Genomic DNA, 12,447 nt, shown 5'->3' with positions numbered 1-12,447 from the left:
AAAACGTCCGCAGGACTTTTCCGTCTAGAACCAAAGTTAGCTAATTGCGCTGATTTCCGTTTAGGAAATCCGTCGCAATTGATTATAGGTCTTGTTACCATATGTATTTTAATTTGTCCGTACAGAGTTTGAATATAAATCAAACCAGTTTTCTGAAATCAGTTTTCCTTTATTATTAAACTTGGCCGTCATTAAAGGAGCTCCCATATTATAGTAGATTACTGATTTAACATGCCCATTTTCATACCACTCTGTCCATATTCCATTTTCAAATCCATTTTGTTTTTCTCCAGAAATCTTTGGATTGCCGTTTTTATAGGATTCGATTATTTTTTCTCTTGCAGGAATTGGTTCAATTCTTTTGTCAGTTCTTTTGAATTCTAGTTTTTTTTTAAAAATGACCAAATCTCCAAACTCCTCTACTAATAGTTTGTTTTGGGTAAATTCAATTATTTTATATTTCCGTACACCTAAGTTTAATGTTGAGTCAGAAATAGAATAGTCCGTCTTGAATTGTCCATAAGTCTTTTTGATATCCAATATCCTGTCTTTTTGAAAATAGTATAGACTTATACTTTTTTTAGTCGACTTTGGTGAATCCTCCGAATCCAATAAAAATTCAGGGTTTTTATCTGGTTTTTCATGTACCCAAGTACCAAGAATATTTTCATGGAATGACTTTTGTCCGCAAACAGACCAAGTCCCTATTTGTAGAATCAAAACGATAATAATATGTGATGCAGTTTTCAATATATATGGTAACGTTCCGTGTATGGTGTCGTAGCATCCCGCAGGGTGCTATGCACTATACATATTGTTATGCCCATTTTATTTTTCACGTTCTGTTTTTAGCGTTGGCAAAGACATACTCTTTTGCAATTTTCGGATTGCGTGTCGGCTTGTGCGAATTGTAAATGTGTATGGCTTAAGCGTTGGCTATTCAGTTACTTGCTCAATTTTAAAATTCTAAACGCTCCTTGAATTACCAAACCAAAAACAATTGTTCCAATAATTAAGTCAGGTTTGCTTGAGTTCAACCAATTTACCAAAAATCCAGCGATTATAACTCCCAAATTTATGATAACATCATTTGAGGTAAAAATCATACTCGCTTTCATATGCGCTTCTTCTTTGCTCTTTGACTTTTGCAAAATGTAAAGGCAAATTCCGTTTGCGATAAGTGCAAAAATCGAAACAATAATCATTGTCGAAAAGTCGGGAAGTTTCTCGCCTCCGAAAAATCTTCTTAAAACTTCTACAAATCCAATAATCGCAAGTGTTATTTGAAAATATCCAGCAAGTTTTGCAATCCGTTTTTTCTTAATCAACGTTCCGCCAACTGCAAACAGGCTAATTCCGTAAACGAAACTGTCCGCAAGCATATCCAAACTGTCGGCAATAAGTCCCATTGATTTTGAGATTATTCCAGTTGTCATTTCGATAACGAAAAAGGCAAAATTGATTACAAGAACAGACCAAAGTAGCTTTTTTTGGTTTGCATTTTCTTTAAATTCCGTTTGGTTGGTCTGTTCGGTCGAAATTTTCTTTCCGCCTAAATTTAGTTCGATAACGGACTTTTCGATTTGGTCGGTTTCTCCGCTGTGAAAAACGGTCAATTTTCGATTCGGAATATCAAAGTCCAAATTCACAATACTTGAAATTGCATCCAATTTCATTCGGATTAAATTTTCCTCTGAAGGACAGTCCATTTTGGTTATTTCAAAGATTGTCTTTTGCATATTTCCTAACAACAACTTTTATTTTCTTGAATTGGTGGGCAAGGTACTGTTCCGTATGAACAATAAACACAGCAATCTCCCTCGTTTGGTTTCAACACCGTTTTGCAATTCTCACACTCGTAAAAGAATTGACAAGCGTTTGTTGGCATATCTTCCACTTTTTTATGTCCGCAGTTTGGACAAGTTATTTCAGATTTTAATATAGTTTCCATTAATTTTCTTTTTTGTCGGTTACTTTATAACCTGTTGAGTTAATTGCTTTCTCAATTTCCGTTTCATTGGTTTTTGTCTTGTCAAATTCAATGATTGCGTTTCCATTTTTGTAGGACGCTTTTGAGTTTACAATTCCGTTGAGTTTATTTACTTCGTGATTGACGTGTTCTTCGCAACTCGCACAAGTCATTCCGCTAATTTTAAATTCAGTTGTTTTAATGTCCGATTTGTCAACTACGATTATTTGCTTTTCTGTATTTGGGTAAAAAATTCCTGAATAGTATGGGAAAGCCAACATTACAACTGCAAATACGGTTACAATTCCTAAAAACTTTTTTGATTGTATAAATTTTGGTTTTTCGTCCGTCTCACATTCACAGTCAATTTCTTTTTGAGGTTTTAATTTTTGAAACCAAGCAAAACCAAGAACTAAAATTGTCAGTCCGATTAAATAAGGTCTAAAAGGTTCTATCCAAGAAAATGTTGAAGCAATTCCGCTTGTTCCTGCGATAAGAGCCAAAACTGGTGTAATACAACATAAAGAAGCTGTAATTGCAGTTAACAAACCTGCACCGATTAATTTGTTTTCACTTTTCATATCGACTCTAAAATTTTGTTTTTATCGATTATTTCAAAGAATGGATTTAACATTTTTTCGTATTCAGCAGTTAGTGAGTAAAAAATTGTTTGGGCTTCTCTATCGGTTTCTAATAGATTTCGGTCTTTCATTTTCCTTAAGTGTTGGGAAATAGCAGAAATGTTCATTCCAAGAATATCGCTCAAATCACAAACACAAAGTCTTTTTTCTTCAAAGAGTAGGTAAAGAATTTTCAGCCGAACGCTATTTCCGACTAATGAAAGTCCGTTTGCCAAATAGTCGAACGATTCATTTAATTCTGAAACTGTGTCTTTGCAACGATTTATTTGTTCAATATCGGCTTGTTGTCTAATGCAAGAATTATTTTCCATAAAACAAAGTTACGTTTATTTCTTATTTAAGCAAATACATAAATAAAGCAAATCCAAAGCGTTGGAAAAATTTTAGCTTTTTTGGTTTTTATAGCGTTGGATTTTTGTGTCGGGAAAAACCGAAAGTGCTAAAATGTGCGGTTGGTTTTTTAATTGGGCATAACGTTGCGGCTATGGCAAGTAGGGCAGATAATAGGCACTTTCCTTTCCGTTTAGCCCGTAGCCAAAGCTTTTGTGTTTTGTTTTTATCTTTTTTATTCTAAAAGCCAAATCCAAAAGATTTGGCGGACTTGGCAAACACGCCCAAGCCTTTAAATTCGGTACTTGCCGCCCTATTGGCTATAGCCATTGTTAGCGGTTCGTTGTTTTGTCTGCAGTTAAATTATTATTTAAGATTTAATGTTTATGTTGTTCCCTCAAATGTTGTTGCAATAAATCTTTTCCGTAATCATTTCCATTGGGTGTTCGCACCATAGTATGTATGTGATTTCGAGTTGCTTCTCTACTTTGAGTTCTTATTCCTACTGCACCTTGATGGTCAAATTCTATTAAAACAACAGGGCTATGAATCCGATAATAAAATACTGCATCTTTGTCCATTTTTCCAACCCAAGCAAAGTATGTATTTTTCAAATGTTTTTTAATGTCCTCCATTTTGACTTTGGCGTGCCCGTCTTCTATATTAGAAATGTATTGATTTGTCAATTCCAATAATTTGGTTTTTTGTTCTTCTGTCATTTCTGAAACTATTAAGCCTTGATAATCCAACGTTTTATTGTCAGAAAATGCTTCGGCTTGTATATCATTCCTTTTTTTGTCTGGTGATAATGTTGCTTTTTGTTGTTGTTCGGCAGTCAGGGATTGCATAAAAGTCAAACCAAGATTTTGCTCATCTTGAAAAAGTGTATTTCCAATATATTTGCCCGATGTTGTTATTATTGGCTCGCCACCCATAAAAGTAGGTGTCATTACTACTTGGTCTCCCAAAATAAAATAATTGATAACTAGATGATGACCGTCAATCTGCCAGCCCCAAGGTTCAGTTTTTGATGGCTTGCCCATTATTGTAAAATAATAAAGTTCTTCATCAAAGCGTGGGTCATTATAATTAAGCTCTCTAAGGGTTTGGTCGGTCTTCATTATGTCTTTGCTCAGTTGTAAGCCTTTGGCACTCAAAGCTTTTTTCATCAAGCTAAACGCTAATTTCCGTTGAGATTGGCTCATTTCTTTAATACTAATTCCTTGACGATTGTATAAACCATTGTCTATATTCGCCCACTTTTGCCATTCGTTATTTTGAATTTCAAACTGCGTTTTTGTCAATTGTTCTTTGCTCAACGATTTCAAAAAGGATTCTGCCGCTTTTTTTATGGGCTTGGTTGATATACCTGTAACTTGAATTGGAAACAGCCATTTTTCAACACCGTTTGACGTTATAATTCCTTGAAAAGGTTTGTTAATATTTTCGTTTTCAGCCTTCAAAAAGCGTTCTTTCATAGCCTCTAAATTTGTTTGTGCATAAGCATAATTTATTTGTTTGGAAAACATTACAAACAAATAAACAGCGATAAGAAATGTTATTTTTTTCATATTAAAAATATTTAATTACCTTTAATTACTAAAAGTTAGTTGCTTTATTAAAAGAGTGTAAATATAATTTAGTTTGTTAAAATATGCAAGAAGGCACTTTACAGTAACTTTATTACTTTAAAGTTATTTTTATTGATAATCAATATGTTATGAAAAAAATAAATGCTTTAGAATCAGATTTCGACTTTAAAAATTGTCCTGTAAGGAAAGTGTTAGACCGTTTTGGCGACAAATGGTCATTGCTGGTTTTACTTATATTAGGTAAAAAAGAAACTTTACGTTTCAATGAAATCAATAAAGCGATTGGTTCTGATATATCGCAAAAAATGCTAACTGTTACCCTAAGAACTTTGGAAGCTGACGGGTTTTTAATACGTACTATTTATCCCGAAGTACCACCCAGAGTAGAATATACAATTACAAATTTAGGCAAATCACTTGTTCCACTTATTGATAATTTGGAACAATGGGCGAAATCGAATATGTCTGCTATTGAAAAGTCAAGAGATAATTTTGTTAAGGTCTGATGTTGGTTTGAAGTTTGTTGGGTGTTATTTTACAATGACCGCTAACGGTATTGTATATGATTTGGAGCGATTTCACTCGTGTATATCTTTCCGAGTAAGCCCTTTCGTTAAAGATAATGTTTTTCCTTGATCAACGAAGTGAGCTCTAAATTATATGCGGTGTTACCAAACGGAGCGCTTCCCTACCCTTCCGGACAAGCCAGACGACCACAAATAAGCCTAAAACAGACAAGCACCTTCCCACCAAGTAAAAAATGATGACGGCTTACACCTGAAAATAGGAACGGTAGATGATAGATCTAATCTATAAGGAACTCTCAAGCACCACTAATCGGATAAACTATTTTTGTCAGCTTAACCTATTTTTTTGAACAAAAACAAACCGAAGCGTACTGATTGGTAACGGTCTCGTATAAGAAAAGTAGGGCAGTTGTAGACGCTTACTTTTCGGATTATGTACAAGCCGAATTTTTAAATTTTGTTAATTATTTTACTCTTTTTTTATTAAGCCAAATTTAAAAATTTGGCGACTTGGTAAACACGCACGAACCCTTTGATTAAGCACTATTCCCCCTATTTTTTTTATACATTGTTAGCTGCTGCCTTTTTTCTTATTTTCTTTCGAAATGTTATTCAAATAGATTGAATATGGTTTCTGTTCAGCATTAGTTTCTAACTCAATTTTCGACTTTTCTTTTATATGCTCCGGAGCTTCTATTTTGTTAAGGAATATATTAATTCCTGTTACTGTTTGATTTCCTTTATATTTAGTTTTACGATAGCTCAAATTGAAATTATTATTTCTAACAATGTCTAGAATATCGTTGAGGAGATGTTTAAAATCAATAGGAGATGAAAATGTCAAATCGTCCACGTATCGTGTATATGTAATGTTATTCGCATTACATAATTGTATTAATTCACGGTCTGTTTGAAGAAAAACTAAATTAGAAATATGTGTACTCGTTGGAGTTCCTTGTGGAAGAGCAAATTTCCAAGTTGTAAGTTTTGTTAATGAGTTTGAGAAGTGATTTGAAAAACCGAGACTTAAATAAGTTTTGTGTACATAGCTATGACTAATATTTGGATAAAAATCCTGTAGGTCTGTTGTAAATATATACTTATTGCCTTTATGCGGTTTAGCGTTTGTAATGTTGCTTCTCTTTTTTACTCCACCGTGTATTTCATTTGGGAGTTGAATCGGTGCAAGAATATTCTTTTTAATGGATTTTTGAATTGCTTTTAGTTCTTTAGTAGAAGGATGGATTGTTCTTTTTTTGACCGTTCCATCCTTATACTTTTTAACTTCTCCAGTTTTTTTATCCTTTTTGACTTCAACCTTTTCGTAGTAGTACTTATCGATATTCGCAATTACTTCTGAAACTATCGAAGGCTTATAACCAATAATAGCACATAGTTTTTTGAATTCATTTTTTTTAAACTGCAAAGAATTCATTGACAAGAGATTTTACTGAAGGACCAATAATTTCAAAAGCTTCTCTCTTGTTTTGTTGAACATCTTCTTTGTCTAGCGACAAGAAAAATAAAATTGGTAATGGCACATTAAGTCCATTACTTATTAATTTCAAAGTTGAAAGATTGGGTTCTCTCTGATTACTCTCTATTTGAGAGAGGTAAGTTTGAGTTATACCGCAAGAAGCAGCAAACTCGGATTGAGTTTGCTTTTTTTGCTTTCTAATATTTTTTATAGTTATACCTAAATCCATTTTTTTATTGTAAAAAATTAAGGAGTGTTCGGATTGTTAATTTACATTGTACGTTCATAGCTTTTGTTTTTAAAGGAAAAATTTAGATAATAATTCAACGACTTTCACAATTTCCGTTAGGACTTGCTCGTTCGTTCTACCCTTTTTTCTTTTAAGCACCACTAGAATTTCTAATGCTTCATTTAAGACTTTTACGTCTTCCTCCGAAAGAGAACACTGGCTCTTTCTAATAGTCTCGATACTTTGTATCAAACTATCAATGTTTCGATTTTGTTTTAATCTAGACATAATAAAAAAATATTTAGTTACAGGACAACATTATTGTTGGCCCCTGCTCCTTCGCCTAAATTTGCCTGTTACTAAATGTGTAAACAATGTTCTCTTACACTCACTTAAAATTCCCTGCTCCTCATAAAATAAGAAGCAATAGATAACTGCATTTATAATTCTCTCCTAATGTATCAGTTGATATATAGGGCGAGGTATGTGTGCCGTTAAAATACCCAATTGGGTTGCCTTTTCAGGCTGTCAAGTGAACTCCATTTAGCAATTCGACTTCAAAACATCTTTTCAAAGAACTATTTATTAATGCAAATATATATAAAATATAACAGACAGTTAATAATATTGATAATTATTTTTATTTTCTGTGGTAAAAATTTTATAAAATACTGAAATTCAGATTCTTAAATTTTGCAGAAAGTTTGTTGGAGGTTGCAGCTAACGGTCTAGGCTATGAGTAGTTGCGTGGCTTAGCACTTAACTTTGCAAGTACACACCAAACTGAAAATCCGCGAGGATTTTCAGAAGTAGGCGAGAACAAGCAATTACTTATAGCCATTGTTGGGCACAGTATTTATTTTACATTTTTCTATTTTATTATCTCTTATTGAGTCAAATTTTCGCTCGTACTTAAAATTAAATCTTTCTGTTAAATCACTATAAGTCGAAACGTAAAATTCGTTAAAAGTGTAAAGGTCGTCTTCGTTAGAAACCTCTCCATTTTCGTCTATCATTTTTCCCATACTTCCTGTTCTTCCCCAATGAAAAACTCCAAGTTTGTCTCTTGGTGGTTCGTTAGGGTTTTTCTCCAAAGTCCATTCCTCATTAAAGTCTCGAACATCCATTTTTGGCAATTCAGTTCGTTTGCCATTTTGGTCAACCAAATAGTATTTATGGTCGATAAAACCATATTTCTGTTCATTGTCAAGAATTAGTATTCCGTCATTCGGTATTTTATAAACTAATCCTTCTTCGGTTTTTTCCAATTCTATTCCGCAATCTTTTTTATAAATGATATTTACTCGTCCACGATAATTTTCTGGGATTAAAAAAACTTCTGGTCCAACAGTATTTATTCCTCTCCATATTGGCCAAAAGGCTATTATTCCAATAATAAAAATTCCGATTGGAATTAGTCTTTGTTTCCAAGTCTTTTTTAAAGAGAAGAAAACCATAATAACTCCGATTACAAAAACTGGCAGTCCGATTATTGCAAAGAACGCAGCGAAAGTCAATCCAAATGCTCCTATTGCGAGTAAAATCAGTCCGCTGTAATATAGAATGTTACTTGTCTTATCGGTCATTTTCATATTGTGCCCAACGGTCTAGTATAAGAATAGTAGCGGACTTTCACGCACTAACTTTTCGGTTAAACACAGACTTTTTTTATATTTCATTACTTTCGTTTTAGCGATTAAGCCGCTATTATTTTTATACATTGTTGTACACTGGCTTTTTTTCATCAAGTTGGTTTTCAGCGTTGGGAAAGACATACTCTTTTGCAATTTTTGATGGTGCGGTGGCTGGTGCTAATTGCAAATGTGTATGGCTTTTAGCGGTGGCTTTTTCAGTAGTCTTTTCCTTTTTTAGTAGATTACTTAACGAATTAGAAATATGCCACATTAATACTGGTGGTACTGCGTTTCCAATTGCTCGATACTGTCTATTATCTGAAACACAATCTAAAATAAACTCTTCTGGAAAAGATTGAATGTTTGAGGCTTCCCGTGGTGTAAATCGTCTGTATCTACCGTCTATTTTTAAAACCGGGTCTGTACTATTTAAACTAACTTTTGCTAAATGTGAACTGATTGTATTACAAGGTTGTTCAGGGTCTTGGTCACGTCCTTTGTTCATTTTTTCTCTTACTCGCATCATTCCTTGCACAGCTCTTTCGCTAAAAAACCACTTTTCGTCTTTATTTGCTTGTAAGTCTATTACCTCTTTTAATTTAACTTTTGAGTCATTCAGCGTTGTTGGTTTGGGAAATTCGAAATAATCGTAGTCTTCATAATTTTTAAATCCAATAATAAAAACACGTTCTCTCTTTTGAGGTATTCCGTATTCCGAAGCGTTAAATAATTGATGTTTTACGTAGTATCCTGCTTTCTCAAATTCCTTGACAATCATTGGGAAAGCTTTTTTCTTATTGGCAGAAAGTAATCCTTTGACATTTTCTGCGATAAAAAACCTTGGTTGTTTTTCTTTAAGAATATTAACCATTTCAAAAAATAGTTTTCCACGGTCATCTTTATACCCAAGTCTTGGTGGATTCTGGGCACTTATGGAAAAAGATTGACAAGGAAAACCACCCAAAAGAATGTCGTGCTCTGGAAGCTTGTCAATTTCCAAATCTCTAACATCTTTAGTTTCGCATTGATGCTTAAAATTACTGTTGTATATTTTAGTTGTATAAGGGTCATTATCTACTGCATAAACAACCTCAAACGGCAAAGATTTATAAGTTTTATTAAGAAACTTAAAGTTCCCCTTAATACCTAAGTCCATTCCACCACAACCGCTGAATAACGATATTGCTTTTAGTTTTGTATTTCTAATAATGTTTGCCATTGTCCTGCGTTTTGTGAAAATTCAACAACTAAATTCTTGTCTACTTTAATATTACCCTGTTTATATTGTTCGACTGGATTTTGAATAATAAAAACATTTTTCCCACTATCATTTGCAACTAGATAATAAATGAAATAATTATTACCTATGGTGTCTGCTGTGTCCCACTCATTTGGTGTAAGTTTAAATCTATTATTTTTTAATGCCTTTCTAGATTTAGTTGTCTTGACTTCAATATATCTTTTCCTTTTTTCGATTTCAACACTTTGAATATCATATCCTACTCCTAATGGTGTTGGAATTTTATTTATTAAATGTTGTCTTTTTGTTTTCTTTGTTCTTAAATATTCGTGAGCAAGTATTAAGCTTTCTCCATAATCTCCAATTATTTTTGTTGGAACTGCTTTATCTCCCTTAATTCGAGAATAATATTCTTGAATAATACTAGAAATACTTTCAGATTCTGATGCACTTAATGAAGGTGCAAAAGCTTCAATATTATCAAAGCTATTTACATAAGAAAACCAATCCTGTTCTAATTTTGCTATTTCTGGGTTAGTGATTTCCTCTTTTTCATAGAATTTATCATAACCTGAATACCATTTTGAATTTTTTAAATGATAATTAATAGCATCTTTGTTTTCATCATTCAAGTAATAATAATAACCTGTTCCTTTATCATTTAATAGATTGGCTAAAACCATATAATCTAGAATATCTCCTGCATATCTGTGTAAATCTCCTTTTGAAGGATATTTGCCTGTTTTATGATTCTTTAGCTGTTCATATTTATGATTATATGATACTTTTTCTGCTCTATGCTTTAGTATCATTTCTGCGACCTCTCTTGGATGCTTTCCATCTCTTGTTACCCTTAAGTCAAAATACGCACATTGAGTTAACTCTTCTGCGGTAAAACTAAATGGTTTTCCAATTAATTTTTCGCCCTCAATTAATAGCCCTAAAATAAAATTGCAAGGTTTGAAGTTTACACCTGCATCAATTTGTTTAATTACATTTTGAGATTTTATATGACCTCCTGGATATTGAAATGAAAATAAAAAGTAGTTAAAAAATTCATCTAGATATTGATTATTAGATAATCTTATTGCACTCAAACTAGGTTTTGTTAAGTCATCTTTTTCTTGAATGAAAGCAAATAATGCAGATATTTCTGTCCTCCAATTGTCTATTGTTTTTTGGGTAGAAGAAGCGTTGTTTTTAAAACCAAATAGAACTTGATTTAGGTTTTCTTTAAACTCTTGTTTGGGTAATACTTCCATTTCTGAAATAGAAGTTGACACATACAATAATACCTCTTCAACATCATTTTTAAAACGAGGTCTTACGTGATGAAGTCTAAAAAAATATTCATCTGGAATTTGATATGTCTTAACTAAACTCATAAATAATTTTTGATAGTTTCAGCTAAAACCTTTGCCAAAACTGGTGGCACCGCATTTCCAACTTGTTTATATTGACTTGTCTTACTGCATTGAAAGATAAAATCATCTGGAAATGACTGTATTCTTGCACTTTCTCTTACTGTTGGAACTCTATTAAACTCGTAATGGAAATGATGTCTGTGTCCTGTATCGATTGTAAAACTAGGTTTCTGACTGTTAAGTCTTGTCCAAGCTATATTAACCTTTCTTGTTTCGTGTAATTCTTTTGGCAAATTTTTATAATTACCGCCATCTGGAACCATTGCTATTATTTCAATTGTTTTCTCTTTATGCTCTGTAATTTGATGATTGAATATAAACTTATTGCCATTTCGCATTTGTTTTTGAAATGAACTTTTATACTTATGCATATAAGGTGTTCCATCATTAACTGTATGTTCAGTTAAATCTGAAATTGCTTCTTCAGAAGTTACTTTATTATTTGTTGTTGTTGGAATTGGGAACTTAAATTCTGAACCGTTTTTTAAACCAACGAAAAAAGCTCTTTTTCTATTTTGAGGTACACCATAATCTGAAGCCAATAATATTTGATGTGAAACTTTATACCCAAGATTTTCAAAATCCTTTATTATTTGATTTCTAATAGCTCCTTTTCCCATTGACATAATGTTAGGTACATTTTCCATTAGAAAAGCTTTGGGCTTGAAATGTTCTACAAAATTCACAAATGTCTTGTAAAGTTGATTTCTTTCATCCTCAATTATTCTTTTTCCTGCAATAGAAAAACCTTGACAAGGTGGACCACCAATTATTACGTCCACTTCATCAATCTTTTCATTTTCCGAAACAGTAACTGGGTTTAATTCGAGTAAATCAGCTACAATTCCTTTAGAGTCTTTATGATTAAAATTAAATGTTTCTATTGCATCTTTCCATTTATCAATACCTAAAGATATTTTATATCCTGCATCAATGAAGCCTTGTGACAATCCGCCACAACCACAAAAAAGGTCTATTACAGTATTTCTTTTACTCATTTTCAAAATTCAATTTTCCTTGTTTGGTATTAGTGTTTCTTAGGTAGTTAGCTGTGTCTTCTGCGACACTAAAAATAGATTCTGAGCACTTGTATTTAAAAGCTTCTCGTGCAAATTTGTCAGCGAAAAACAAGTCAGTTACTCTTTGTAAATCGAGATTTAATAATTTCGATAATGATTTGAGTTTTGACTTACTAAATTTTTGAGTTCCGTTTTCAATTCGACTGATTGCACTAGAATTTATTCCGATTTTCGCTCCAAATTCAGTTTGAGTCCATTCTCTTTTTTCCCTTTCGGTTTTTATGAAATGCCCAAAACTTGCCATTTTTCTGATTTTATCAATTTAGGATTTGACCTATTTTTAGCAAATGTAATACTAATTTGCG

The 12,447-nt window shown here is 32.6% G+C and carries 14 protein-coding genes; 1 reads left to right on the top strand and 13 read right to left on the bottom strand.

Annotation, left to right across the window (positions count from 1 at the left end; translation table 11 throughout):
• Positions 1-108 precede the first annotated feature (108 nt).
• The 6 genes from GGR42_RS16680 to GGR42_RS16655 form a co-directional block, all read right to left on the bottom strand.
• Positions 109-750 carry a toxin-antitoxin system YwqK family antitoxin gene (locus GGR42_RS16680; RefSeq protein WP_167966558.1) on the bottom strand — a complete coding sequence of 214 codons (642 nt, stop codon included), beginning with the start codon at positions 748-750 and terminating at the stop codon, positions 109-111.
• A 194-nt stretch (positions 751-944) separates the two neighbouring features.
• Positions 945-1,739 (bottom strand): cation transporter, encoded by a 795-nt coding sequence (locus GGR42_RS16675; protein ID WP_167966556.1) that lies wholly within the window; start codon positions 1,737-1,739, stop codon positions 945-947.
• Positions 1,740-1,744: 5 nt separating this feature from the next.
• A complete protein-coding gene (locus GGR42_RS16940; protein WP_167966554.1) occupies positions 1,745-1,951 on the bottom strand; it encodes a GDCCVxC domain-containing (seleno)protein in 207 nt (68 codons plus the stop codon).
• Complete coding sequence (gene merTP / locus GGR42_RS16665) at positions 1,951-2,550, bottom strand: mercuric transport protein MerTP (protein ID WP_167966552.1); 600 nt, start codon at positions 2,548-2,550, stop codon at positions 1,951-1,953. The genes GGR42_RS16940 and merTP overlap by 1 nt, the downstream gene beginning before the upstream one ends.
• On the bottom strand, positions 2,547-2,921 hold the full coding sequence (locus GGR42_RS16660) for an ArsR/SmtB family transcription factor (protein ID WP_167966550.1): 375 nt from the start codon (positions 2,919-2,921) through the stop codon (positions 2,547-2,549). Before GGR42_RS16660 ends, merTP begins: the two co-directional genes overlap by 4 nt.
• Before the next feature lie 396 nt (positions 2,922-3,317).
• Complete coding sequence (locus tag GGR42_RS16655; RefSeq protein ID WP_167966547.1) at positions 3,318-4,511, bottom strand: DUF3500 domain-containing protein; 1,194 nt, start codon at positions 4,509-4,511, stop codon at positions 3,318-3,320.
• Between the two features lie 149 nt (positions 4,512-4,660).
• On the opposite strand from GGR42_RS16655, the gene GGR42_RS16650 reads away from it, so the two are divergent.
• On the top strand, positions 4,661-5,038 hold the full coding sequence (locus GGR42_RS16650; RefSeq protein ID WP_167966545.1) for a winged helix-turn-helix transcriptional regulator: 378 nt from the start codon (positions 4,661-4,663) through the stop codon (positions 5,036-5,038).
• 592 nt (positions 5,039-5,630) lie between these two features.
• Here GGR42_RS16650 and GGR42_RS16645 read toward each other — a convergent pair.
• The 7 genes from GGR42_RS16645 to GGR42_RS16615 all read right to left on the bottom strand — a co-directional run bounded on the left by GGR42_RS16645 (position 5,631) and on the right by GGR42_RS16615 (position 12,386).
• A complete protein-coding gene (locus GGR42_RS16645; RefSeq protein WP_167966543.1) occupies positions 5,631-6,494 on the bottom strand; it encodes a reverse transcriptase family protein in 864 nt (287 codons plus the stop codon).
• Entirely contained in the window at positions 6,475-6,765 is a 291-nt protein-coding gene (locus GGR42_RS16640) for a helix-turn-helix domain-containing protein (protein ID WP_167966541.1), read from the bottom strand. The genes GGR42_RS16645 and GGR42_RS16640 overlap by 20 nt, the downstream gene beginning before the upstream one ends.
• 827 nt (positions 6,766-7,592) lie before the next feature.
• Positions 7,593-8,351 (bottom strand): DUF6843 domain-containing protein, encoded by a 759-nt coding sequence (locus GGR42_RS16635; protein ID WP_167966539.1) that lies wholly within the window; start codon positions 8,349-8,351, stop codon positions 7,593-7,595.
• Positions 8,352-8,478: 127 nt separating this feature from the next.
• Positions 8,479-9,618, bottom strand: a complete 1,140-nt coding sequence (gene dcm, locus GGR42_RS16630; protein WP_167966537.1) for a DNA cytosine methyltransferase — start codon at positions 9,616-9,618, stop codon at positions 8,479-8,481.
• Complete coding sequence (locus GGR42_RS16625; protein ID WP_167966534.1) at positions 9,588-11,024, bottom strand: protein NO VEIN domain-containing protein; 1,437 nt, start codon at positions 11,022-11,024, stop codon at positions 9,588-9,590. The genes dcm and GGR42_RS16625 overlap by 31 nt, the downstream gene beginning before the upstream one ends.
• A complete protein-coding gene (locus GGR42_RS16620; protein WP_167966532.1) occupies positions 11,021-12,061 on the bottom strand; it encodes a DNA cytosine methyltransferase in 1,041 nt (346 codons plus the stop codon). Before GGR42_RS16620 ends, GGR42_RS16625 begins: the two co-directional genes overlap by 4 nt.
• On the bottom strand, positions 12,054-12,386 hold the full coding sequence (locus GGR42_RS16615; RefSeq protein WP_167966530.1) for a helix-turn-helix domain-containing protein: 333 nt from the start codon (positions 12,384-12,386) through the stop codon (positions 12,054-12,056). The genes GGR42_RS16620 and GGR42_RS16615 overlap by 8 nt, the downstream gene beginning before the upstream one ends.
• Between the last annotated feature and the right edge of the window lie 61 nt (positions 12,387-12,447).

Origin of the sequence: Saonia flava (genome assembly GCF_011927795.1) — a bacterium.
In the GTDB taxonomy this organism is placed as follows: domain Bacteria; phylum Bacteroidota; class Bacteroidia; order Flavobacteriales; family Flavobacteriaceae; genus Saonia; species Saonia flava.
This window is presented reverse-complemented; position numbering and strand designations above follow the sequence as displayed.

Coding starts and splice junctions, on each gene's coding strand:
- GGR42_RS16675 (WP_167966556.1), bottom strand. CDS start 1,739: ATGCAAAAGACAATCTTTGAAATAACCAAAATGGACTGTCCTTCAGAG.
- GGR42_RS16940 (WP_167966554.1), bottom strand. CDS start 1,951: ATGGAAACTATATTAAAATCTGAAATAACTTGTCCAAACTGCGGACAT.
- merTP (WP_167966552.1), bottom strand. CDS start 2,550: ATGAAAAGTGAAAACAAATTAATCGGTGCAGGTTTGTTAACTGCAATT.
- GGR42_RS16660 (WP_167966550.1), bottom strand. CDS start 2,921: ATGGAAAATAATTCTTGCATTAGACAACAAGCCGATATTGAACAAATA.
- GGR42_RS16655 (WP_167966547.1), bottom strand. CDS start 4,511: ATGAAAAAAATAACATTTCTTATCGCTGTTTATTTGTTTGTAATGTTT.
- GGR42_RS16650 (WP_167966545.1), top strand. CDS start 4,661: ATGAAAAAAATAAATGCTTTAGAATCAGATTTCGACTTTAAAAATTGT.
- GGR42_RS16645 (WP_167966543.1), bottom strand. CDS start 6,494: ATGAATTCTTTGCAGTTTAAAAAAAATGAATTCAAAAAACTATGTGCT.
- GGR42_RS16640 (WP_167966541.1), bottom strand. CDS start 6,765: ATGGATTTAGGTATAACTATAAAAAATATTAGAAAGCAAAAAAAGCAA.
- GGR42_RS16635 (WP_167966539.1), bottom strand. CDS start 8,351: ATGACCGATAAGACAAGTAACATTCTATATTACAGCGGACTGATTTTA.
- dcm (WP_167966537.1), bottom strand. CDS start 9,618: ATGGCAAACATTATTAGAAATACAAAACTAAAAGCAATATCGTTATTC.
- GGR42_RS16625 (WP_167966534.1), bottom strand. CDS start 11,024: ATGAGTTTAGTTAAGACATATCAAATTCCAGATGAATATTTTTTTAGA.
- GGR42_RS16620 (WP_167966532.1), bottom strand. CDS start 12,061: ATGAGTAAAAGAAATACTGTAATAGACCTTTTTTGTGGTTGTGGCGGA.
- GGR42_RS16615 (WP_167966530.1), bottom strand. CDS start 12,386: ATGGCAAGTTTTGGGCATTTCATAAAAACCGAAAGGGAAAAAAGAGAA.